This window comes from Flavobacterium johnsoniae UW101 (genome assembly GCF_000016645.1).
Taxonomy (GTDB): Bacteria; Bacteroidota; Bacteroidia; order Flavobacteriales; family Flavobacteriaceae; genus Flavobacterium; species Flavobacterium johnsoniae.
On record NC_009441.1, the window covers coordinates 658,015 to 684,362 of the forward strand.

At 32.4% G+C, this 26,348-nt stretch carries 16 protein-coding genes; 14 read left to right on the top strand and 2 right to left on the bottom strand.

The features are described 5' to 3' along the window. The 3 genes from FJOH_RS03175 to FJOH_RS03185 are packed head-to-tail and all read left to right on the top strand — an operon-like array spanning position 1 to position 12,259. On the top strand, positions 1–711 hold the full coding sequence (locus tag FJOH_RS03175; protein WP_012022695.1) for a hypothetical protein: 711 nt from the start codon (positions 1–3) through the stop codon (positions 709–711). A gap of 21 nt (positions 712–732) precedes the next feature. Next, positions 733–11,721, top strand: a complete 10,989-nt coding sequence (locus tag FJOH_RS27150; RefSeq protein WP_012022696.1) for a thrombospondin type 3 repeat-containing protein — start codon at positions 733–735, stop codon at positions 11,719–11,721. Next, positions 11,687–12,259, top strand: a complete 573-nt coding sequence (locus tag FJOH_RS03185) for a cytochrome c (protein ID WP_012022697.1) — start codon at positions 11,687–11,689, stop codon at positions 12,257–12,259. The genes FJOH_RS27150 and FJOH_RS03185 overlap by 35 nt, the downstream gene beginning before the upstream one ends. Positions 12,260–12,432: 173 nt before the next feature. On the opposite strand, the gene FJOH_RS03190 is transcribed toward FJOH_RS03185, so the two are convergent. Then, positions 12,433–13,479 (bottom strand): tyrosine-type recombinase/integrase, encoded by a 1,047-nt coding sequence (locus FJOH_RS03190; RefSeq protein ID WP_012022698.1) that lies wholly within the window; start codon positions 13,477–13,479, stop codon positions 12,433–12,435. Between the two features lie 704 nt (positions 13,480–14,183). After that, complete coding sequence (locus FJOH_RS03195; RefSeq protein WP_159436621.1) at positions 14,184–15,179, bottom strand: DUF1990 family protein; 996 nt, start codon at positions 15,177–15,179, stop codon at positions 14,184–14,186. A gap of 279 nt (positions 15,180–15,458) precedes the next feature. Between FJOH_RS03195 and FJOH_RS03200 the strand changes: the two genes are divergently transcribed. From FJOH_RS03200 to FJOH_RS03255, 11 genes are all read left to right on the top strand, one after another. Further along, positions 15,459–16,247 carry a toxin-antitoxin system YwqK family antitoxin gene (locus FJOH_RS03200; protein WP_012022700.1) on the top strand — a complete coding sequence of 263 codons (789 nt, stop codon included), beginning with the start codon at positions 15,459–15,461 and terminating at the stop codon, positions 16,245–16,247. 4 nt (positions 16,248–16,251) lie between these two features. Beyond that, positions 16,252–17,466 (top strand): hypothetical protein, encoded by a 1,215-nt coding sequence (locus FJOH_RS03205; protein ID WP_012022701.1) that lies wholly within the window; start codon positions 16,252–16,254, stop codon positions 17,464–17,466. Then, complete coding sequence (locus tag FJOH_RS03210; RefSeq protein ID WP_012022702.1) at positions 17,441–17,785, top strand: hypothetical protein; 345 nt, start codon at positions 17,441–17,443, stop codon at positions 17,783–17,785. The genes FJOH_RS03205 and FJOH_RS03210 overlap by 26 nt, the downstream gene beginning before the upstream one ends. Beyond that, positions 17,766–18,266 (top strand): PulJ/GspJ family protein, encoded by a 501-nt coding sequence (locus tag FJOH_RS03215; protein ID WP_012022703.1) that lies wholly within the window; start codon positions 17,766–17,768, stop codon positions 18,264–18,266. The genes FJOH_RS03210 and FJOH_RS03215 overlap by 20 nt, the downstream gene beginning before the upstream one ends. After that, positions 18,266–19,393 carry a type II secretion system F family protein gene (locus FJOH_RS03220; RefSeq protein ID WP_012022704.1) on the top strand — a complete coding sequence of 376 codons (1,128 nt, stop codon included), beginning with the start codon at positions 18,266–18,268 and terminating at the stop codon, positions 19,391–19,393. Before FJOH_RS03215 ends, FJOH_RS03220 begins: the two co-directional genes overlap by 1 nt. 72 nt (positions 19,394–19,465) lie before the next feature. Next, positions 19,466–19,900, top strand: a complete 435-nt coding sequence (locus tag FJOH_RS03225; protein ID WP_012022705.1) for a type IV pilin protein — start codon at positions 19,466–19,468, stop codon at positions 19,898–19,900. Positions 19,901–20,385: 485 nt separating this feature from the next. Further along, complete coding sequence (locus tag FJOH_RS03235) at positions 20,386–21,789, top strand: GspE/PulE family protein (RefSeq protein WP_012022707.1); 1,404 nt, start codon at positions 20,386–20,388, stop codon at positions 21,787–21,789. A 4-nt stretch (positions 21,790–21,793) separates the two neighbouring features. After that, on the top strand, positions 21,794–23,698 hold the full coding sequence (locus FJOH_RS03240; RefSeq protein WP_012022708.1) for a type II secretion system protein GspD: 1,905 nt from the start codon (positions 21,794–21,796) through the stop codon (positions 23,696–23,698). Then, on the top strand, positions 23,698–24,885 hold the full coding sequence (locus FJOH_RS03245; RefSeq protein WP_012022709.1) for a PilN domain-containing protein: 1,188 nt from the start codon (positions 23,698–23,700) through the stop codon (positions 24,883–24,885). The genes FJOH_RS03240 and FJOH_RS03245 overlap by 1 nt, the downstream gene beginning before the upstream one ends. Next, positions 24,878–25,402 carry a hypothetical protein gene (locus tag FJOH_RS03250; protein ID WP_012022710.1) on the top strand — a complete coding sequence of 175 codons (525 nt, stop codon included), beginning with the start codon at positions 24,878–24,880 and terminating at the stop codon, positions 25,400–25,402. Before FJOH_RS03245 ends, FJOH_RS03250 begins: the two co-directional genes overlap by 8 nt. Continuing rightward, the gene (locus tag FJOH_RS03255) at positions 25,386–26,342 is read left to right on the top strand and encodes a fibronectin type III domain-containing protein (protein WP_012022711.1); all 957 of its coding nucleotides are present in this window, start codon (positions 25,386–25,388) and stop codon (positions 26,340–26,342) included. Before FJOH_RS03250 ends, FJOH_RS03255 begins: the two co-directional genes overlap by 17 nt. Positions 26,343–26,348: the final 6 nt, after the last annotated feature.

Below are 26,348 nucleotides of genomic sequence, written 5' to 3' on the forward strand. Positions count from 1 at the left end.
ATGTATAAAAAAATAATATATGTATGGGTTTTATTCAATTGTTGTTTAGCACATACACAGACCGTAAACGAGGTTATTCAAAAAATATCTAAACAATATAGTTTAGCCAAACCATTGCAGTACAAATCAACTTACTCTTTGTATAAAGATTTTGATTCAAAGAAAATTGAAGAAACCTACAAGGGTATTTATTACAAAAATGATCTCAATGAAATCTATACTAAAATTGGAGATACTGAAATATTAAATTCAAAAGAAGTATATCTCAAAATTAGTAATAGCGAAAAAGCAGTTGAAATTTCAAATCCCGTACCGAATTACAATGGTGACTTTGACATAAAACCATTGCTTCAGCTTTGTAAAATTGAGAAATTCGTTGACTATAAAACATATTGGGAAATAACTCTGACAGCCAAACCTTATTCGAGTCTTTCTTATTCGAAAATCGTGGTGCAGGTTACAAAAAACTACTTTTTACAAAAACAGGTTTTTTATTACAGCACAGCAGTCAATTTTTCCAATGATTATCGAAAACCGGATCCGCATTATCCGAGGTTAGAAATTGTTAATACCAATTTTAATCGAAATGCAGTTAATGCATCGGTTTTTAATACTAAGACATACTTTACAACATCGGCTAAAAAACAAATTGTTCCGGCCGAGAAATTAAAAAAGTATGAGATTATTGATCAAAGAGTTATTTCCAAATAAATAAAAATAAAATATAGATATATGTATATCAACAAACATCTAATAGCATTTGTATTTACACTGTTTTCATTGTTTGCTTTTAGCCAGCAGGAAGAGACTATAAGTCCTAGGAAAAAAGGAAATCAGTTGAATGGGCAGCCAATTTTACAAGTTTCTGATCCAAAATTGGCAAGTTTAGATCAGAAAAATGTATTCACTTCCCTTAAACCTTCTGTATCCATTCATTTTGGATTTGAAGAGGATTTATCTGCTTCCTCAGATGAAACATTTTTAAATGCTTACGGAACTGTATATTTTGCTGAAGTTGTATTAATTGTGAAACCAATGGACAAAAACGGCAATCCAATTACTACTTATACAGATATTCCAGGTGCTCCAAAAACAAATCCGTTTGAAGTTACTTTAAAAATCAAACATGACCACGTAACTAAAGAAAAACAGTTCAATGATTATGCTGTCTATCAGCTTCCAGGTGTTCACAATGCAGATATTACAGTTAAATCTATAAAATATACTGATGTTAACAGCAACGTATTAACTATTACAAATTCGCCTGCCTATGTAGAACTAAAATTTTCTACAGAGCGTTACTATAATATGCAGTTAAATGCAACACAATATACTTCTGTGTTTCCTTTAACTCATCAGCTTATTAAATACAACGGACTTACCGAGACAACAGTTTCACAAGTAAGCGCCGGTGCCGAAGAATTAATCATTAACTGGACAAAAGATGCTGTTGCGCCAGCCGTAGAATATGAGTTAGAATGGACATGGATTGACAACTATAGTAAAACTGCAAATGGAAAATTATCTCCTGATGAGATTGCATTAACTGAAAAAGACTTTAAATTAAACAGCACCAGAATTCAAACCAAAGACCTTTCATACAGAATACCTCTTGTTTATTCTAAAGGTTATCTGGTTTACCGTGTAAGACCTGTTGGACGATTTCTTGACAATACTAACAAAAACTTTTACGGACAATGGACAAGCGGTTTAACAGATGCTTATACAAAAGTAAGTCACTGGCCTCATTTCGTAGAGATTGATCAGGCACACGAATCTGGAAAGAAAAACTGGCAGTATCAGGCATCATTTGCAGAAGATGGTAAAAAGAAAGAAGTTGTTAGTTATTTTGATGGAAGTTTGCGTAATCGCCAAACTGTAACTAAAACAAATACTCCGGGAGAAGAACTGGTAGGTTCTCAATTAAAAGCAACTCAAGGAAAAGCTATTGTTGGTGAAGTCATTTATGATAATCAGGGAAGACCGGCAGTTGAAGTGTTGCCTGCTCCGGTAAACTCATCAGGAATTCATTTTTATAATGATTTAAATAAAAACGCATCAAATACAATTTACTCTCATAATGATTTTGACTGGGATAATCCAACAGTTACAGACTGTACTCCTATCCCCGCTCCTACAATGTCAAATGCAAATGGTGCAGGTAAATATTATTCTGAGAACAATACAGTTAACAGCAACTATAAAGATTTAGTTCCAAATGCACAGGGTTATCCTTTTTCTCAAGTAGAATATACTCCTGACAATACAGGAAGAATTAAAAGAAAAGGAGGCGTTGGAAAAGACCACCAAATTGGCACCGGACATGAAATGCAATACTTTTACGGCCAGCCAAAACAAGAAGAATTAAACAGACTTTTTGGTTATAAAGTAGGTGATTTTTCACGTTACAAAAAAAATATTGTTATTGATCCTAATAAACAAGCAAGTGTAAGCTATCTTGATCCGCAAGGAAGAACAGTTGCAACTGCACTTGTAGGAGATAACAAAGGCAGTCTTATTTCTTTAGATGATGAAACAAACGACAATCTTCATCTTAAAACTGTAACAAACTTATTGTCAAACAATGACAAATATGCTTCTGGCATTAATGGAATTGAAGAAGACGGTATTCGTCTAAATACTCCTGTTTCAGTTGTAAAAGAAGGTGAAGTTAAAATCGAATACACTTTCAAAAAAGATATTGCATCTTATACAGATTCCTGCTTAACCACAAAACAATACCCATTTGTTTACAATTGGTCTATTGGGATGAAGAATGATTGTGCCGATGAATTACTTACTGGAAATCCGTTAACTACAAAATTTGGCACTTTCAGCTTAGATACTTTCAGTCCTGCTGCTATAGAACTTCAAAAAAGAGAATATTTTGCATTAGAAAACGGACAGCATCTTAAGGTAGGCACCTATCCTTTGAGTAAAGATCTTAGAATCGATTATGATGCACTAAACAAATACGCAGATGACTATATTGCTCAAATAATATCAGATAAAAAATGTTTACCAGATTACGCAGGTCTTGAACCGGATATTACGGCAGAAGATTGTAATGTTACCTGCAAAAGCTGTGAGGAATCTTTAATCTGTACAAACCTTACAAAAGAACAATGTGATGCTTTCAAATTAAAGCTGTCGGCTGACCCGGCAGATTTAGGTAAAGTAAGCGAAAGAGAATCTTTTATAACAGATGCAGAGGTACAATATGTAATTAAAAATCTTAATGCATTTTTTACTGTTTCAACATTTGCTTATAATGGAACACAATTTACTGCAGCGGGTATTGACCAAAAAAACATACTTCCAAAAGTAACCGCATACAAAGCCGAATTTAGAGGCTTATTATCTGGTTGTCGTGAATTGTGCAAACAGCCAATAAATGTTTGTAATCTTAATCTTGAAGTATTATTAGGTGACGTAAGTCCTAATGGCCAATATGGTTCTGTAGCCGGTTTAGATGCTGAAGACGAAGAAATTAATGATCCTGCATCAAGTAAAATAACAGATCCATTAAGTATTTTTAATGAAAATAACCAGCTTTTATATGGCGGCTATACAAATGGCGTAGAACTTGACCCGGACACTAATCAAAATGTTCCTGTAAAAATTTCAAACTATAACTGGAAAAAACCATTCGGAGGATCTTATAAAGAAGCAGATGGAAGTATCTCTAAAATTAGAGTAACACTTGTTGGAGACGGAGTATATAGACCAAGTCTTGTTGACACTGTTACTTTAACAGAAAACGACCGCGATCCAGAAAGCGATGATCCAAATGTATTCTTAGTTGAACCAAAATATTTACGTTATGTAGCAGATTTCATTCCGTTATGGAAACCAAGCTGGGCAAACGCATTATTGCCTTATCACCCAGAATATCAATATTATGTTTATAATTCTGCATTTTGCGAAAAGTTTAATGCAATTGGTGATAATTCAGATGGATTTGATGAAAAATTAAGAAACATTGATTACGCTGATCCTGAAACAGGAGTAATTAAAGACAATACTATTTTTACACCTGGCGGCATTATAACACAGCTGTCAAATATTGGTGCACAAAATAATGACAGCGATCCATATTATCTATCTCGCGCATCTCAAAATAATGTAGAATCTGAAGCAGATTTTACTTTGAGAAAAGACATAATGAAAGAAGCCATAAATACAAATTTTGATGGTATCGCTCAAAGCAATGGAAAGAAGTTAAATATGCTTCAGGCATCATATTACTTTGCCGTATATTCAAACGGAATCACTCCAGAATCAGTATATGAAGATTATATCAATTTATCTACTGCTGACTTATTAGTTAAAATTAACGCAATTCAGGATCCAATAGTTAAACAGCAGATCTGGACAAACTTCAGAACATATTATACTGGGCTTAAGCAAAAAACACGTACAGTTTTCTCACATGTTTATGCAGCTACTAGAAATAATTACAATGATTGTATTGGTAATGTAGAAAGCTCAGACACTTTTGTTACTTTATTTAAAAAATATACAACAGTTGGCAATCCGCACAACTATGAGAGAATCACAAGATTAGTAAATACTATTCCTGAAAATCCTTCTCTACCAAGCGGAAGTGAAGGAATCGAATGGGCATGCTCAGAAGAAACATCTTCATTATTTGCGACTAAAGAAAAAAGATTCATCCCTGCAGATTATGGATATGATTCTGCCCTTACAGATGCTCAGGCTATTTCTGATTTAAGCACAACTACAGAAAAAGCCATGTATATGGAAACTGGAAAATGTCCTATGGCATTTGAAATGGAATATTTCTTAAAAGGATTAGTAGATAAAAAAATTCAAAGTCAAGGTTTACTTGTAAATGGTCTTAAAACTACAAGTATGATATACCTGACCAAAAATTTATTTAATGCACAGGTAAATCCAACTTTTAATTTACAAACGGCATCAGAAACTCCAAAGATAAAATCTTATGAAGATGCTTCTGGAGCTTTAAATATTACTTTTACCCACTTAGGCAATGAGATTGCAACTCCTATCGAATTAAGATTTGTTAACAATTCATCTTACTATCAGGATGCCTGTGGTAATAATGTAAATACACCAAGATGGGAAGATATCGTAGACTTTAAAAGTTTTTACTATATCCCGGATTCTTATGATAATGTGACTAAAACTTATAAATTTCAAATTATTGGAATTGTAAAACGTGACGGAGTGGCTTCAACTTGTATTTCTCCAGAAGAAATTATCATTGAAGGTACTACTAAAGCAAATGTGGGAGAATGCTCTTATTTAATAGATGCTCCATGTGATAAAAAAGACAAATTTGATGACTCATTCAGAAAATTAGTATTTAATCTGCAGACATTAGGAACTATTAGAAGCGCTAGTTTAGACATTACTAACAATCCTGTTTTCACAGATGGATACTTGTATACTTATTTTGGTATTAAACCAAATGATATTGTAAAATGGAAAAATACAGCTGATGGGGTTTCAATTTCTGTAAATGATGAAAATCGTGTAGTTTTAAATCTTGGAGGTTATAATTTAGGTTCAGAACGTATTACTAGTTTTTCAATTGGAAACGTATTAGGAAATTACAACCAGGTAAGAATAGGGACAAAAAGATCAGTATTTTTATTTTCAACAAGACAAGTTACAGCTAAAATAACTTCTGGAAATACAAACAGACCATTATATCTTGTTTGTTGCTCTCCTTGTGGTGAATGGGATTATAATGGAGATGGTTTAGGCGATGCCTGCGGAGGCGGTGGAAACTGTGGTACTGTAGATACTGACGGCGATGGAATCTATGACGGCTGCGACAACTGTCCTAATACACCAAACCCAAATCAGGAACCTTGTAACAGCTACACTCCTATTACATCTTGTACCGTTGCAGGAGCTGACGAACTTACTTATGAAAACAACATAAAAAATATTCTAAACGATTTCTTAATTACAAGAAATCATGAAGTTAATGCAAGCGGAGATTTTTATAAAGCTGGAAGTGTTTCAAGCTACAGCCCTATTAATGCTTTTGTGAGAGATTCTAAATTAGTTTCTCATTTCCAAAAACAAAGAACAAGATATACTGAAAATAACTTCCGTCCGGTTGTTATAGACAAATACTCTATTGTAGCAGAAAACGACTTAGTAAGCATCAATTTTGATGAAAATTCAGGTTCGGTTTACAATAGAAACTTTATTAATTTCTATGGTATTAACATTAAAAGTGCCAGAAGAATTAATTATATAGACGTTACAAGCGACCTGACTTTCAGAATTAATTTTGTAGACAGTCAAGGCAGAACTTTAACACAAGAAGGTGGTAAAATTTCTCATTATACTTTTACAAAAATTACAAGTTCAGAGGCTAAGGCTCCTGCTGTACCTTTCTGTCCTTTCATGTCAGAAACATATCCGCCTAAAACGACAAGCAAAAAATCTTTTGACAGTTTAGATGATTTATATGTTTCTGTAGCAGATGAAAAAATTATAGAAAACAATCGTTCGTCATTAACAGCAAAGACAGCTAAAAATAATGCTGTTAAATCAATATTAGAAGTAACACCAACTTTCAGTTGTTCAAACTTATGTATTCCAGTTGCAGTTGCCCCAATAGCATGCAGACCGCAATGGCTTACTTACAAAAATATGATCAACTTACAGGTGCCTGACTATAAACTGCCTGAAGACTTAGATAAATATGCAAAGTTTTTCTGTGAAGCTAATTTTGGTTACATCAGTACTGATTATTTACAATATTTAGCAAAACTTGAAATTACAACCGTTAAAAATCCGCTTTTCGTTAGCATAAGCGAATTTGGTTCAACTAAATTAAGATATGGAAATACAGTTACTGCTTCAGTAATTATTCAATATTATAATTATGTACAGTCACAAATTGCAAATCCAACAGAAGAATTACTAGTTTGGCAGCAGTTTGCAGATAAGTATGCTGTGGATAATAAAATTTGTCCGCCTGCAATTATTCCTCCTTCATTTAGTTTAGAAATTCCAAATGAGGAAACAAGGACACCTTGTGAAATATATGCAGCCACAGTAAAAGCTGCTAATAAACAAGAAATTGAAAATACTTTCTACGCAGGAAAAAAAGAAGAATTTAAAGAAAAATATCTAAAAGCTGCCTTTGAAGGAATTACAGAAACTCTAACTCAAAGTTCTTTTGATAAAGAATATCAGTATACTTTATACTATTATGACCAGGCAGGAAACTTAATTCAGACCGTTCCTCCACAAGGAGTTAAAAGACTGGATCCAAATTCTGATGCCGTTATTAAAGACGTAAGAGAAAACAGCCCGGAAAAAGTAGATACTACTCCTGTAAGCGGTGTTCCAGTGGCACCAGATCACAAAATGCAGACACAATATCGTTACAACTCATTAAACCAATTAGTTTGGCAGAAAACACCAGACGGAGGTGTAACTAAATTTGCATATGACGCTTTAGGAAGAATTATTGCTTCTCAAAATGCAAATCAAGCTTTAGCAACGCCAGCTCTTTTCAGCTATACTCGTTATGATGGTTTAGGCCGAATTATGGAAGCCGGACAGCTTGAAGTTAAAACTGGTACTGCAATGCACATTAATGAAAACGGAAGATTGGTTTTTGCAAATGATGATTTAGTACCTGTTGATGCAGTTAATGATCATTTCCCTTACAACCAAGGGTCTAAATTTGATCAGGTAACCAAGACATTGTATGATATTCCGGTTAAAGATACAGAAGACTGGTTTACCTCTTATGCTGGAGATAATAACCATAAAAGAGTTACTGCTGTATTGTATTATAACCAATTAACAGCAGAGTTAGGAGAAATCAAAGCATACGATAAATACAGCAATGCCATATTGTATGATTATGATGTACACGGAAACGTAAAAGAATTAGTTCATCATACCAATAACAATCAAAAATTAATTGATTTTAAACAAGATCTTAAAAAAGTAGTATACGACTACGATTTAATCAGCGGAAACGTAAACAAAGTAACGTATCAGCCAAACAGTACTAAAGACCAGTTTATACACCGCTATGAATACGATGCCGATAATAGAATAAAACAAGTTTATACCAGTAAAGACAATGTAATCTGGGAGAAAGAAGCCAACTATCTGTATTATGAACATGGTCCTCTTGCTCGTGTAGAAGTTGGAGACAAAAAAGTACAAGGATTAGATTATATCTATACTTTACAAGGATGGTTAAAAGGCGTAAACTATGAAAGAATCGGATTTTATGATGCCGGAAAAGATGGTTTAGTTGTGGCAAAAGATGCTTTCGGCTATGCTTTAAATTATTATACAGGAGATTACAAATCGAGATTTAATGTTAACGGAAATAACAATCCTATTGACAATACAATCTTTAGTTTTAGTAAAGATCTCAGCGGTAATTCAAATTTATATAACGGAAACATCAAGGAAATGGTTACTTCTCTGTTAAATACCAGCCAGCAGCCTATTCCTACCCAGTTCAATTATTATAAATACGATCAGCTTAATCGTATTAGCAGCATGAACTCTAAAGCTATTTCATATAACATAGGCGGTACAACAAATTCTCCAGTTGACGGATTTAAAAGCAATTACAGCTATGATAGAAATGGTAACTTAGACAAAACTAATGTCTGGGCTCCATTAGCAGACGGTTCATTAAACACAACGCAAATGGATCAGCTGAGTTATAATTATTTAGCCGGTACTAATAAACTAGATCACGTTAAAGATGCCGTTCCAAACGGTGCATTTTCAAACGATCCAAATAATGCAAATGATACATCGTTAGACATTGACAGTCAAGATGCCGGTAACTATGCATACGATGAAATAGGCCAGTTAATTAAAGATGCTAAAGAAAATTTAGACGAAATTAAATGGCGTGTTGACGGTAAAGTTGAATCTGTAACGAAATTTAAAAATACACCGCAGCAAAAGGTAGTTATTAGTTTTGAATATGATGGTTTAGGAAACCGTACAGCCAAAAAAACGACAACGGCAACGTCATCTAAAACAACTTATTACCAGCGTGATGCTCAAGGGAATGTTTTGAGTACTTATGAAATGCAAGAAGAAGGCGGTACAACAAAGTATTTCCTTGTTGAACAGGAAATATACGGAAGCAGCCGTTTAGGAGTTGAAAGAGGAAGATTAGAAATAACAAAAGATGTTGCTTCTGCGCTTAAAAATTCTAAAACAATTACAGCAAGCGAGAAAAATGCAATTGTTGCAAAAGTGGCAGAAACAGTTTCTAAAGCCGGAATAAAATTCTCTACTGAGGGAGGTTTTGCAGTATGGGAAGTAAATAACAAAAACGCAATTAACTTATTTGATAACAAATCAAGAAAAACAGAATCGCTTACGGTAAGCACTCATCTAAAAATCGATCCAAATACAGATGCCGAAAATAGTACATTGGCCGTATTCCATGGATCTTCAGTAGAAGGAGATTTTCCTGGTGATAATTCTGTAGGATATAGAAGTTCAATTGTATTAGGTATTAAGAAAGTAGGAACGGGCTATAGTCCAACATTCTCTTTAATCAAATACCGTCGAAATCATAATAAGTACAAAACAGTAATTAAACTAAAAAAACGTACACGTCATTCATTTAGAAGTTATGCTACTGCGGTTGATTATGATGTAAGACCAACCGACAGACCAGGTATGTCTGTAATTTCAATACCGGAAAAAGAATGGGATTATAAAGCTGATATTGTTTTAAATCAAGCTACATCAAATTATGATATTACAATTACACTTAATGGAAACGTTTACAAAGGAATAGCTGCACAGCCTAGATCAATTCTAAACGGAGAAGAAAACAGAGGTTTTGAAGGCAACGATGGAAACTTAAAAATTAAGGTTCCAAACAATACACTTGGAGCAGCTACAATCGAATATCAGCCAGGTAACAGTATTGGCACATATAGAACTTTGAAATCAGATATTTGTGACTTTACATATAGTATAAACAATGGTGAAGATCCGGAAGACATTAAGATCAACAAATTTGAACTTGATGAGCCATCTACTAAAACATCAACAAAATCAGACACTGGTATCCCAATGGTTATAAGTCAGGCAAAATTTGACGCAACGTTTTGTGGTAATCCGGATGAAGATTCAGATGGTGATGGTGTGATAAACAGTGAAGACAACTGTCCTTATACATTTAACCCAAAACAGGAAGATAAAGATGGTGATGGTGTAGGTGATGTCTGCGACAATTGTATAGACAAACGAAATGGTCTTTTAGAAAAAGATATTGAAGGTGTAGGAAACCAATTGGATACTGATGGAGACGGTCGTGGAGATGCTTGTGATAATTGTAAAAAAACACCTAACTTTGATCAAAAAGATACTGACGATGATGGTGTAGGTGATGTATGCGACAACTGTAGAACAATTGCCAATGGAGATCAAAAAGATACAAACGGAAACGGAATTGGCGATGTCTGCGAGGGACTTGACCAAGGAGAAGGAAACGAAACTGTAGCAGAAAGTCCATTAACATCATACCGTTTTGTGGGAGACAAAAACTATGAGTTATCGAACCATTTAGGAAACGTATTATCTGTGGTTACAGACCGTCCGTTATTCGTTCAAAATGGCTCTTCTTACAGATTCGATCCGGACGTTCTAAGCTTCTCAGATTACTATCCTTTTGGAATGCTCGTGCCAAACCGTCATGAAAGCTCTAAAGACTATCGTTATGGGTTTAATGGAAAAGAAAAGGATGATGAATTTAATGGCGATGTTAATAGCTATGATTATGGAGCTAGGATGTATAATCCTAGGGTTGGAAGATTTTTATCTTTAGATCCTCTCAGTCATGACTTTCCTTTTTATTCTCCATTTCAATTTGCTGGAAACTCTCCTATATTTGCAATAGATCTTGATGGTTTAGAAATGCAAATTAGTAATACTGTCTTTACATTAAAAGAAGGAAAAGGAACTCCAGAATTAAATTATTCGACAGATATTAAAATTCATTACAAAGTACTTAATCTTACAGGAAGAAAGATTGAGGGAATTCAACAAATAACTGACTTTGCTAGAGATCGTTCTAGGTTAGTTTACTCCGACAGAGCTGGTATGGGGAACTTTAGCATAACTTTTGATGGAAAAGGAAATCGATTAAAACAGCCTATTTCTTATAAGCTTAATGGTAAAATTAAAAGTTTTGAAACTACTTTTTCAGTAATAAAAAGTACAAAAGAGATTAATGATAGCGATTATGTTGTGATATTAGTAAATCAACGTTTGAGTAACAAGAAATATCCAGAACATGCACATGCTAATTTGGCAGGTAACATAATGACTGTTGACATTGGAAATCCAGATTATAAGTCTATTTTGACAAATGGCACTTTTAATTTTAATCTAATGACCACTGTTGCGAGAAAGATAGGTGCAACAATAAATCATGAAACAGGACATAATTTAGGCTTAGATGATGAATACAAAATGAAGGAGGATGGCCAAGCTATAGTTAATCCGGGTTATGAAAATAATCAAATGTCAGGAGGTTCTGGTAAAGAACTTAACAGTAGACAAATTGCATCAATATTAAATGACATTTTTACAAATTTTAGAATTGATCTATATAATAAGAAAAAATCAGGTAAAGAACAGACAGATAGTACTAAATCACAAGTAAATGAAGAACAAAAAAAACTTAATCTGGGGAATTAGCGCGTTATTAATTATTAATTGCATTTTATTACTTAAGAATTGTAATCAAAAGCAATTAATAGAAGTAAAAGATAAAAAGATTGATAAAACTATAGATAAAAAAGTACTTTTTACAGGAGAATTTAATGATGTTGGTAGCCCAATAAATTTCTGGGATTTCTATGGTGATAATGGAGAATCAATTTTAAGTTTGATTTTCTATAAAAATGACAAAAACGAATTTGATTATGAAATTAAGCAAAAAAACTCTTTGGGAAAAATTGTATATAGTGCTGAAATGAGAAATGGGAAAGTTTTAAAAGAATTTGATTATGAAATTTTACAAAATATAAATATAGATAATGGCAGATTTATGTACGAAAATTATTGCGTAAATTGCCATAATTACAAAAAAGAAGGAGTATCAAAACCTTTACTAAAGCTTAAAAATATTGAAGTTTCTAAATTTATCAAAAAATATAAAAATGTTTCCCATGAAAATGTTCCAAAACTAAATGACAATGAACTGAAATCTGTTATTTTATTTATTAATAAATAGCCTCTAATTGTCAAGATCGTCTCACTAGTGGCTACAAAGAAAAAAAGAAAACCTCTCAACTATCTGAGGTTTTCTTTTTCATTTTTAAGTGAAAGTATATATCTTATCTAACTTTTGTCTAAAATTTTATTGTTGAAGAAAATCATAACAACTAAAAAGTTCTATTTTCTGCTTTAGTAACTCTCCAATTTGCTATGGACCTTTTCAATCTCCTTATCCATATAAGCTTGTGCATAATGTACATATCGATTAAAAGAACTACTAGCGTTACTATGTCCGCTAATTTTGCGAACCAAATGCTCCGGCATTCCCAAAATAAGAAGTGTTGTAATTGCTGTACGTCGCATCATATGAGAACTCATTTTATCGCAAAAGCGATTTCTTGAAGTATCTGTTTTTTTTGTCAGCTTTTGAGTTTTTCCTTGTTGTTCTCTAGAGACTTCAATAGGCATTGTAAATCCAGCTTGCTCGCCAATTTGTTTTAGGCTTTTGTTGAAATTAAAAAGACTGATAGTCCCAAAAATTGGAATTCTATCACTGGTAGCTTTATAGCGTTGAAAGATCGTAATGGCATAAGCAGAAAGCTTAATGAAACTGAAGGTTTTAGTCTTTTGAGATTTGAGTTTTAAATACCAATCGCCTTCCATTTGTTCAAAGTTTTTATTAGTCAACAAAAAGATGTCTGAGTAACGTAAACCTGTAGAACATCCAAAGACAAAAATGTCTTTGATTCGTTTATGACTTGGAATAAGAGTTTGCTCGAAATCTTTATCGTGTATTAAAAATTTTAATTGCTCTGGAGATAATACAAAGATTTCTATCTCTTCTTTGCGAACATAGAATAGTCTTTGAAAATCGCCGGTAATAATATCTTTATCATTTTTAAGATAATTAAAAAAAACACGAATTATTTTGATGTTAGCACCAACGTAATTATCATGACAGCCTTTTTTATATAGGAATTCTGTAAACTTTAGATAAAACTTTTTCCAATAACTTTTCTCTGATGCTAGTTCGCGTTTATCCAGTTTAGAAGCATCACAAATACGAAGTTCAAATTTTGTTTCACTCGAAAACTGAATCAGATTATTTAGTACATAATAGTAGTTTTGAATTGATCCTGATTTTATTTTTTCTCCATTTTTTTTAAGCCGTTTTCCTGATTCTGTTTCTTTAATGAATTGTTTGAATAACGGAACAATCGGAGTTGTTTTTTTCATGATTGTGATTTTGGTCAAAAATACAATTTTAGACGAAAGTAGAATAAAATGTATGTTTTTCTATCGAAAAAATAAAAAGAAAACCTCACAGGAAATGTGAGGTTTTCTTTTTTAAATTCTATTTGTTTTGTGTATGCTCTTTACGAGTACAGAAAAGATTTCTGTGCTATCGCTGCGTATATCTAAGCGATCGAGTTTCTATTTTTTAGAACACGTTATATAACTAATTAACTCAAACTTGAATAAACTAGTATAACAATCATTACAAATTCATTTTTAAGGAGAATTCATTGAAAAATGAGGATATATTATAAGGTAAATATTCGGGCCATGCCAAACTAATGCATTATTTGCCTTTTCGCTTATCTTTTGAAATTTTGATTAATAACACTAAGAAAGCTAAAAAAGCCGATGGTGAAAATAACAAAAAAAGATAATCAAGGTAAACAAAACTTATGTTGAATGATTTAAATAAAAAGTATTTCATAAGAGTAAAAAACATGAAAATTAATGAGCAATAAAATGCTCGTTTAATTTTATCATTTTTATTATATAATAAAAATGATAAATAATATATCAATACGAATGTAATAAAACATACAGATATAAAACCACTTAGGGTATAATCGTCCATCGCTTAATTATTTTAACTTTATAAAAACGAGCTCAAATTTTGATATTTAATTGCAACTTTATATTCTATTTTAAAAACCATCTCCATCTTGAATATCATAATCGCTTTTCGTGTTCTTTATCTTTGTTGTTTTTGCTGGGATACTTGGCTTCTTAGGAATATCTATTTGTTCAGTAATACTCTCAACTAACTTGCCTTTACCTCCCGTACCAGATTCATCATATTCATATTCTTCAATATGTTTTGTAATTTCAATGACAGTGTTATTGTTTTTTGGATCTTGTTGTATTGCTTTGGCTATGTTTTTCATTACAATCTTCCATTGCAATATTTGGGCACCTCTCCCTAGATCTAATGGATATGCCATGGCTAAATTTTCTCTGGTTTCATTAAAAATATTTATATCCATTTGTCCTGTTCTTTTATTGAAAACACCAGAAAATGTTATATACCCAGCATCAGTATGCCCTTCTAATGTTGCAAATGTCATTTCAAAAGAATTATCTTTTTTTACAACATTCATTACTCTAACAAAAATTGGGAATGGTGTTGCAGGCTGTAAATTAATTCCAATTTCGTCACCGGGAGATAGAATATTTGAATTTGCTTTTTGAACTGGCTTATATGTCGCCATAAAGTTATTTGTAAAAGTCTGTGGTGCATTCAAAAAAGTATCTCTTAAATTAGCAAATTCACTCGGTGTAATTCCTAGAGTTCTTAGTGAATACAATTGCGATGAAACATTCCCCATACCATCATCCATTTTTTTAATTTCCAAAGCATCTACACCATATTTTTTAGCCTTTAAATAAGCATTTATATTTTCGACTTCAAGACCTTCTCTTTCTACACCGTCCATAACCCTATTTTCACTAAAAGAATACGGAGAATTATATGCATATTCTCTGAATAGAGGATCCACTGCAAAGAACCTACCAATTCTAGGATCGTGCATTCTAAAAGTATAGTTAATCGAATTCCCTTCACCACCTCTAATCTCATCATCTTTTTCCTGCCCCTGGAAGCCATAACGATAGTCTTTAGAGCTTTCATGACGGTTTGGCACGAGCATTCCAAAAGGATAGTAATCTAAAGCGCTTTAACATCAATAAAAATAAGAGCTAAGCTAATAATACCTGTCATCAAAAATTACATAAAAAGGCATTTTTGGGCTTTTTCAAAGATAAAAAATTAATCCCTTTTTGGTATGTTTTTTAATAGTTCAGTAACAGGAATTATTGCAATGTTTGATAACATATATTTATCCTTAAAAAACCTACAGATTTATTTGTAAAAGAATTTTAAAAGTTTATCTTGCTCCCGTTTTATTAAAAAAAATACCACATTGAAAACAAAAGTATTATCCGGCTTTTTGCTGTTTTTTCTGAGCTTATTTCTTGTTTCTTTTTCAGATCCGTATGCCATAAAACGCATCTCTGATGCGAACTTCAGATATGAATTTTTTACAACCGACAAAAAAGTAAAAGTAAAAGATAATAAAATATACTTTTGGTTCAAAGGCGGTACTATCCATAACGCCCAATCTGGTATTGCCGGAGCTCTGCTCGATGATAAATTTGTAAAAATGTATCACAACAACCAATTAGCAGAACAAGGTCAGTTTGACGAAGGTCTAAAAGTAGGTCTTTGGAAAACCTGGCACTCAAACGGAATAATTGAGTCTACTCAAAAATGGAAAAAAGGCATTAAATGCGGCGAATACTTTCGTTACAATTCAAACGGTGACCTTGTAGAAACTGGAAAATACAGTCAGGATCTAAAAACAGGAAAATGGGTCGACTTAGAAAAGAAAGACACACTTGTCTACAAAAAAGGTATTCTTTTAAGTAAACCGCAAAAAATCTCAAAATCTCAGGAGTACAAACTGAAAGAAGAACAGGAAAAACTCGATAAATCTAGAAAAGAAGCCAAAGAACTTGAAATCATTCAGGATTCTAACACGCTTAATTCGTATAAAGAAGCAACCAAACAAAGAGAAAAAGCCGAAAAGGAAAAACTAGAAAGAGAAAAGAAAGCTGAAAAAGACAAAAAAGCGGCCGAAAAAGCATCACAGCCAAAAAAAGATTCAAAAGTCAAATCTTTCTTTAAAAACCTGTTTTCAAAAAAGAAATAAACTAATGATCAAAGCTCATAGTTTATTATACGCCATTTACATCTGCCTCATTGTATCTATCATTTGCGGTGCGCTGTTGTATTTTTCTAATTTGTATAATCAGCTCAATTTATATTACAACCTTCAGGAAGAATTGTATATCCAAAACCAGTCGGTTGTAAATTTTGCTTTGGGAAATAAAATTAAGCCGCAGGAAATTCAAAAAGATGAAAATTCAGGAATCGAAGGAAATTACAAAACCAAACCATACGGGTTATTAACCCTTTTGCTTGCCGAATCATCAGTAGGAAATGATACGGTTAAATCGGCTCATTTTGTGGGGAGTTACACAACAGATAAAACGGCTGTATTTTTAACCAATATATCCAAACCCCTTTCCTATTCCGGAACAGTAACCTTAAACGGCGACAGCGAACTGCCTTCGACTTTTATTCAAACCGCTTACATTAACAACAGTCCAAACAAACTGAACAATAATGGAAAAATTGCGGTATCAGAAATTCGGCTGCCTGAAATAAATCCAAATTTTGAAAAGATATTCGAAGAAACAGAAGGCGTAAAAACAGCTTTAAAGGATATTGAAAAAGCAAAAGATTCTATTTATTACAATTCCTTTTTTAACGAGACCAAGGATATTTATGTCACCTCATCACTTTCAAACATAATTTTCAAAGGCAATTTTATTCTGCGGTCTAAGGATTCAATCAGGGTCAGAAAAAATGCCGTTTTAGAAGATGTAATTCTAATCGCGCCTAAAATTACATTCGAAACCGGATTTAAAGGAAACCTTCAGGCATTTGCCACAAAAGGAATTGACGTAGAAGAAAAAGTAACTTTAAACTATCCGTCTGTTATTTGTGTTTATAACAAAAATGAAGAAGAAAGCCAGATCAGAATCAAAAAAGAAACCACAATAAGCGGCGCTGTAGTTTATTTTGGAAATTCCTCAGACGATGATTTCAGCAAAAAAACGGTAGAGATAGCCGAAGAAGGGTTGGTTTTTGGAGACATTTACTGTACCGGAAAATTATCCTTAAGAAGCAATGTTTACGGCTCTGTTTATACCAATCGTTTCTTTTTAAAAACAGATGCAACATCTCACGATAACGTCATCAGCAATGTAGAAATCAATCCGCACAAAAGACCGGAATATTTTATTTCTATCCCCTTATTTTCTAATCAAAAAACGGCCTATGGTATTCTTAAAAAAGTATTGTAGCGTAAAAGCAAATTCTATTCTCGAATCGGTAATTGCCTTAACAATTATATCGATCTGTTTGTATTTTGCTATTTTGATTTTTGCTGCTGTTTTCACGCCGAGAACATCGGCTAAATTTTACAACACACAAAATAAAGTCAACGAATTATTTTTCTTGTCACAGTTAAAAAATGATTCTCTGCAATATGAAAGCAATGATGAAAATCTTCTTATCGAAGAAGAAGTTGTAACCGATCATTTAAAAAAGATTTCGGTCGAATATAAAGACAGCACTAAGTTTAAATTTCAAAAAAGTTTTTATGTCGAAGGAAATCCGTAATAATAAAAACTCGGTCGCTGCATTTTCGATTATAGAAACTCTTGTAGGAATGGCAATTACAGCCATAATTATGGGAATATTGTTTCTCATATTTTCGATTGTAACCGAAAGAATGCTGGATTTTAAAAATCAGAATCAGCTTGTAAACGATTTAAACCGATTAACGTACAGTCTTAATAAAGATATATTCGAAAAAGAAAAAATGATTAAAACGGATAATGAATTGGCTTTTCGCGGATACGCCGGAGAAAAAACAATTTACCATTTTGAAGAAGATTTTACCACCAGAAGCCAGGAAACTTTTGTAGATACTTTTAAAATAAAATTGAAACAAATTGTCATCGACACTGTAAAAAACAAATCAGAAAGGTTATTGTTTCAAAAACTAAAATTAAATGTAGAGATCAATGAAAACGAATCTTCTTTAAGTTTCTATAAAAGAGTTTATGCTAATGAATTACTGCAAAAGATACCCAAATAATGAGTCTAGATTTAAGTACATATAAAGCCCCAAAAGCCGAAAAGACAGATTTTAAATTACCATCTGGCTCGGCATCTTTTCAGTTATCGAAAAAATTATCTGATAAGAAAAAAGAGGTGTTTTACAGAGAACTGGGGATGCTTTTAAAATCAGGAGTAGATTTTAAAAAAGCATTGGAAATTCTCAGCAATCAGTCTGCCCATAAATTGGAAAAAGAAATCATACTGGAAATAAAAGAAAAGGTGATTTCGGGAAGAAGTATTTATGAGTCAATGAAAGAAACCAATCAGTTTTCGGCATACGAATATTACAGTATTCAGATTGGAGAAGAAACCAGAAAACTGGAAGAAGTTTTAGGAGAACTTCAAAAATATTTCAACAGAAAAATTCAGATGAAAAGGCAGATCGTTTCTGTTTTAACCTATCCTGCAATCGTAATGATTGTAACGGTTTTGGTGCTATATTTTATGCTGAATAAAGTTGTCCCAATGTTTAGCTCTGTATTCAAACAATTTGGCAGCGAACTTCCAAAAAGCACACAAGTAATTATCAAAATTTCCAATCATTCTGGAACTATTTTTTCAATCGTTTTTGCTGTCATTATTGGATTAGTCATTATGCATACAATGCTGAAAGAAAAAGAATTTTATCGTGCTCTTACATCAAAAATTGTTTTAAGAATTCCCTATTTCGGAAACCTCATCAGAAAAATTTATATCTCACGTTTTTGTCAGGCCATGAATTTATTAACGACCTCAAAAACGACTTTAATAAACTCATTATCCTTAACAGCAAAAATGATTGGCTTTTATCCTATCGAAAAAGCCATAGAGGAAATTAAAGAGGATATTACAAGAGGTGCCTCATTACATGAAAGTTTAAAAAAGCATTCAGTGTTTGAAAACAAAATGGTATCAATGGTTGAAGTAGCAGAACAGGTAAACCAGCTGGAAACCATGTTTGAAAGACTTACGGAACAATATAACGAAGAAATAAGCCATCAGACAAAAATGATTGGCGTTATTCTGGAACCTATGATTATCATTGTCATTGGCGTAATTGTAGGAGTAATTATGGTGTCGATGTATGCACCAATGTTCGATTTAAGTAAAATTATAAATAAATAGTAATAGTTTCATTACAATTTGTATTTTTGCGACCCATCGAATTAACATAATTTAATAAATAAATGCATACAAATGTCGAAAACGATTAAAACATTATTAAAAAATAGTAAAAAAGCTACAATTAAAGCATATTCGTTAACAGAGATCTTAATTGTTTTATGCATTATTGGAATATTATTACTGATGGTATTACCAAACCAAACTTCAGTAATTGGGCAGGCAAAAGCTATAGAGGCACAAGCAATGCTGAATCAGGTTTACGGATTACAAAAAAGTCATTTTTACAGACATTCAAAATATTCAAACAGTCTTGAAGAATTAGGCTTCGAACAGGAACAAACCGTTGACGAAGGCGGGCAGGCTGTTTATAAAATTGAAATCATTGAAGCTTCAAACGATTCATTTGTGGCAAGAGCTACCGCAACATCAGATTTAGATGGAGACGGCAATTTTAACACCTGGGAAATCGACAATAAAAAAATGCTAACAGAAGTAACAAAAGAATAAGCTTGGAATTAACTTTACTTTGTTTGTCATTTTCTTTATTGTTTGTGTTTTTTCAGGATTGGAAATACAGGCGCATTCATGTATTGCTGCCAGTTATTATTTTTCTATTTTCATTTTACCTGACACATTTAAAACTCATTCCAATAAAGAACATACTTTTTAACACCGCCTTTTTTATTATAACATTAGGTGTGCTTGTTATTTATATGAGTATAAAGAACAAACAGTTTTTAAATCCGTTTGAGCATTATTTTGGTTTAGGTGATCTGCTGTTTTATCTGGCGGTTACTCCCCTGTTTATCCTTCCAAATTTTATTTTGTTTTTTATTCTCTCAATGCTTTTTGCTCTTTTACTGCAATTTGCATTTAAGAAATATATACACGAAAATACAGTGCCACTGGCAGGCTTTTCGTCTTTGTTTTTATTTATTATTCTGGTAAAAGACTATTTGCACTTTTATCAAAAATTAACCGTGATATAAATTATGCAGGATATTATTGTTCTTTCCGAAAACCAGCATATTGTATCAAGTGATCTTGCTAATCAATATCGAATACTTCCTAAATCTGTTTCAGAAAATATTCTCGAATTGTATGTTGACAGTGCTAATAGCAGTGCCGACGCAAAAGAAGAACTCGAACTTTTTTTAGGTAAAAACATTGTTTTCAGCCCAATAGATTCGTATGAAATCGAAAAGGCACTTTCTATTTATTACCGAAAAGAAAGAATAACAACATCCAGCAAATCTCTAAATTTTGACAGAGGAGATTTTCTTGAAAATTTATTAGAAGAAGCAAAATCACTCAAATGCAGTGATATTCATTTTGAAGTTTACGAAAAAAACGCCAGAATCAGATTTAGAATTGACGGCCAGTTAATTGAACGTTACAAAGTAGAACGCGAAAACTACCTTGAGCTTGTAAATAAAATCAAGATAAAATCTAAATTAAATATTACCGAAAAACGTTTACCTCAGGATGGTCGAATTACAAACGACTCTTTTGACATCAGGGTTTCTATTTTACCTACTTTGTTTGGAGAAAAAATTGTAATGCGTCTTTTGGGTCAGGATGCTTCAAATATTGATTTAAGCACACTAGGTCTACAAAAGGAAGAATTAGAGCATTATCTTGAAGCCGTAAAAAAACCAAACGGAATTATTTTAATAAGCGGACCAACCGGTTCCGGTAAAACAACAACGCTCTACGCAACGTTAAGATTGCTTAATGATAGCCGTAGAAATATAGTTACAGTAGAAGATCCTATTGAGTATACTTTAAAAGGTATAAATCAGGTACAGCTTAAGGAAGATATCGGCCTGACTTTTTCATCGGCATTAAAATCATTTTTAAGACAAGATCCAGATGTTATCATGCTGGGAGAAATTCGTGATTCTGAAACAGCTTTAATGGCCATACGAGCATCGCTTACCGGGCATTTAGTATTATCTACAATCCATACCAATTCAGCAATAGGAACCATTTCCAGATTAATTGATATGGGAGTTCCCTCCTATTTAATTGCCGAAACTTTAAATCTTTCGGTAGCACAGCGATTAATTCGAAAACTCTGTAATCATTGTAAAACCGAAGTTCCTTGTACGAAAAAAGATTTTCCAATGAACTTTCAATTTCCGTATGAAATATCATCTTACTATAAACCTGTTGGATGCAACCAGTGTTTTCATACCGGATATAAAGGAAGAACTGCTATTTATGAAGTCTTAACCATTGACACCAAAATAGCCGAAGCTGTAAAAAACAATACCATTACAGAATTATTCAGTAACGACGAAAACTATAAATCATTATCAGAAAAAGCTTTTGATATCCTTGCAGAAGGAGAAACAGCTTTAGAAGAAATATATTCTATTTTAATTAACTTATAACTAAATGTTTAAAAAATTAGGTTACGTATTTATCATACTGTTTTTTACAAATAGTATTATTGCTCAGCAAGACATAAATCAATTAAGCAAACAATTTGATGCTCTTTCTGTACAGAAAAAAGGTCTTAATGAAACTATTAAAATTGATGTATCCGGATTAACATTACGAGATTTCATTTCTTCTATTGCCGAAGAACACCAGCTGAATATTGATGTCGATTCAGAATTAACCCAGCAGGTATCCAACAACTTTTTTGATGTAACAGTAAAAGATGTATTGATTCATTTGGTTCAAAAATATGATCTGGAAGTAACTTTCATGAACAACATCATTGTTTTCAAAAAAAGAAAAGCAGTAACTGTTGTAGAGAAAAAAGCACCAAAAGTAATTGATGTCAGTTACAATCCTCAAAATGATTTTTTGTCTGTAAAACTAGAAAACGATACACTTTCGGCTGTTGCAAAAGCTATCATCGATAAATCGGGTAAAAACTTAATTGTGGCGGCCGATGCAAAAAATCTTCGAGTTTCCTCTTATATTCTAAATCGTCCGTTTGATCAGGTTATAGAAATGATGTCAAAATCAAATGATCTGACAGCAACAAAAGATGATAATGGCTTTTTCTATATTGAAAAAAATAAAGATGCGACAGTAACTGTAAATGGAAGCACGCAAAAAGTGAAACCGCCAAAAGCAAGTTCTGGACTTCCTGGATATTATGAAGTTAATTTAAATAAAAATGGCTTTCTGTCTGTAAAAGCATATATAGCAGACGCCTCAGATGTATTAACAGAAGCTGCCGAAAAACTGCACGTAAACTATTTTTTATACAACAAACCCGAGAATGAAAAAACTACTCTGTCTGCTGATAATATAACCTTCGATGAGTTGTTGTTTCACATTTTTAAAGGAAAAAAATATACATACAAAAAACAGGATAATTTATATTTAATTGGTGAAGAAGGTTCTGAGGGATTAAGAGCTACAGAGGTAATTCAGCTTGAAAACAGATCTATTGAATTGGTTCTTCCATCGCTTCCAAAAGTGTTTTCTGAAAAACTTGAAATTAAAGAGTTTGTCGAACTAAACGGACTTGTAGCTTCTGGTTCAAAATCTATTCTTGAGGAATTAAAACTTTATATAAAGCAAATTGATAAGATTGTACCAATGGTGCAGATTGAAGTCATAATCGCTCAATATAACAAATCTCACGATGTACAAACCGGAATGAAAGCAGGACTTGACAAAATCAACAAACAAGTTACAGGCGGCACTGTGTTTCCTACCACAGATATGACTGTAAATTCAACTTCTGTAAATAGTTTAATTGATGCATTCAATGGATTCGGAATTTTTAAACTAGGAAAAGTTACAGAGGCTTTCTACCTAAACTTAAAATTACTCGAAAACAATTCAATTGTAAAAGTAGAATCAACTCCTAAGATTGCAACAATAAGCGGACATGAAGCTAAATTATCTATTGGAGAAACAAGTTACTATTTTGAACAAAGCAACCGTTTAATTAACAGTAATATTGGTAACGATATCTTGAATTCGGGAACATGGAAATCTACTGATGCTAATTTAAGTCTCTCTATAAAGCCTTATGTTTCTATTGATGAAAATGTGACTTTGACAATTGTTGTCGAAAAAAGTTCATTCTTGGGAAGAGCCGGCGAGACCGCTCCTCCTGGAAAAGCAACACAAAAATTTGAATCATTGGTACGTGTAAAAAATGGAGAAATGATTTTGCTAGGCGGTTTAGACGAATTAAAGAAAGAAGATTCTGGCTCAGGAACTCCCCTATTATCAAGAATTCCAATTATCAAATGGTTTTTTAGCAGCCGTAAAAAAGGGAAAAACAATTCAAAACTGCATATTTTTATTAAACCAACAGTGGTATATTAATGATTACATTTTTATCTAAAATAATTAAACTAAACAATTTACATGTAATTGGAATCATCAGAAATGAAGATGAAGAAATTTACAATGTACTTACTGTTAAGAAAAAAGGTAACAAAATTGATATTGTCAGCACCCAGTCTTTTGAGAATTTTGAAAAAACAGCAAAAAGCATTGATCTTAAAATTCCCGTGATTTTAGTTGTTGATGGAAAAGGAATTTTAAATAAAGAAATCGATTTTAATAACGAAAGTGACGTAAGCTGGTATAAAAATATTGATTTCGAATCTATTTATCATACCAGTTTATTAGGCTCGAAAAGCAGCTTTATTAGTTTTTGCCGAAAAAACATTGTAAATGAAATAAGCGAAAATTTCCTAAAGAAAGGTTTTCAAGTCGCTGATATTTATGTTGGCTCATTTTTATCTGGTTTATTATATAACGCTATTCAAAAAGATACAATCATTTCAAATGACATTATTTTGGAATTTGATAATGGAAAGTTAGATGCATTTTCAAAACAACCTGCAACTGTAAAAACAGAAACTTATATTCTTGGAAAAGAAAAAATAAACAGCAGTTTCCTGCCTCTCTATGGTACAATAATCCATTTTTTTATCCAGCAGAAAGAAGTTTCAAAAACAAAAAACGAAACGCTCAGTACAGAAGAAATTATCTACAAAAAAGCTTTTAATGTTTTTGGAGTCGCAATGCTGGCTGGTTTTTTAATCAGTTTACTGGGAAGCTATCTTTTAATACAATATTATGGTTCAAAAAATGCTGAGTTAAATCTTCAGAGTGTTTACTCAAATCAATCCTATCAAAAGATACTTGATCTTGAAAAGCAAAAAGAAAATAAACAGCGCCTTTTAAAAGAAGCCGGTTTCTTGTCGGCAAAGTTTTTATCTTTTTACGGCTATGAAATTATAAAAGGAATCCCTTCTGATATTTCTCTTACCGATTTAAATATAATTCCTGTAAATCAGGAAATAAAAGAGAATAAAAAAATAAGCTTTGATGCTAAGTCTATTATAATAAAAGGAGAAACATTTAATGAATCATCTTTTAATAATTGGATGGAAAAGCTCAAAAAAATGAACTGGCTTAAAAATTTTGAAATAAAAAGCTTTAAAAAAGACAAAAAAAATAAATCTCAATTTGAAATCAAAATAACCATAAAAGATGTTTGAGAAATATTCATATAAAAAGAAATTCACTGCATTATTATTGATTTTTATAATGCTTTTAATAACAGCATACAAAAGATCGTTTCATACTTTGATTGACGTAATTCGTGAGAATAAAACATTATCAGAGAAAACCAATACGATTAATAAAAAAGCTAATAATATAGACAAGCTGTCTCAGGAGATCAATTATTTAGATCGAGTAATTGGCAAAGAAGGAATTACAAAAGAAATGGTACAGCAGGGCATAATCAGTTTTGCATCTACAGAAGATCCTAGAATCTCGATTAATGATTTGCAGTCATCTCATGTTTTTTCAGATGAGAATTACAAGATTATCAGCAATCAGCTCGACGTAACAGGAAACTGCAATCAATTATTAACTCTGGGATATGGTTTCGAAAAAAAATTCGACTATTCAAGAATTGTCAGCATGAACTTCTATACTACCAAGAAAAACAATACATCCGAAGTTTTACACTTAAAAATGATTTTTCAAAATTATGAAAACAATAAATAAACTTATACTTATTCTTCTTTCTCTAACCGTTATCTCTTGCGAAGATATTTTTGAAGAAGATATTTCCGACGACACAATCGAAACAGTTTCTCCAAAAGATAATACAGTTATTGAAAGTAACGTAGTTAATTTTCAGTGGGATGAGCTTGACGGAGCAAAAAAATATCGTGTTCAGGTTTTGGATTTAGATGAAACTGTAGTGCTTGATTCCTTAGTTACCAAAACAAGTTTTCTATGCCCTTTATCCCCAGGAAACTATCAATGGAAAGTAAGAGGTGAAAATTTTGCTTATGAGTCAAACTATTCATTTTCTTCAACATTTTCAGTTGTTACTACAAGTGATTTAGCAAATCAACAAGTAATTTTATCAACGCCAGACAGCAACATTTACAAAAACACAGCCAGTATTACACTAAAGTGGCAAAAGCTTGCAGCCGCTACAGGTTATAATGTAGAAGTTCTAAATACAACAACAGGAGAATCTGTCTATGCTGAAGAAAATTTAACCGCAACTTCAGTAGCTTTAACCAGTACGCAGCTTAGTAAGGATGCAACTTATCAATGGAAAGTAAGAGGTGTAAACAGTACAAGCCAGACATTGGTATTTTCTACCAGAAATTTCCATATTGATACTGTTACCCCGCCGGTGCCTCAAAACAGCCTGCCTGCTAATAATGCTGTCGTTACCAATAATCAGTCAGCATCTTTTAATTGGATTTCACCAACAGACACCGGAACTATACAATCGCCAATAGTGTACACGATAGAATTTTCAAGTACAAATACCTTTACGACCCTATTATCGTCAACAAATAATGCGACAACATCGTATCAGCAAATATTTACTACAACCGGCGATTATTACTGGCGAATTAAAACAACAGATGCTGCCGGAAATGTAAGTGCATATAGTACTCCTTTCAAATTTACTGTAATCTAAAATAGA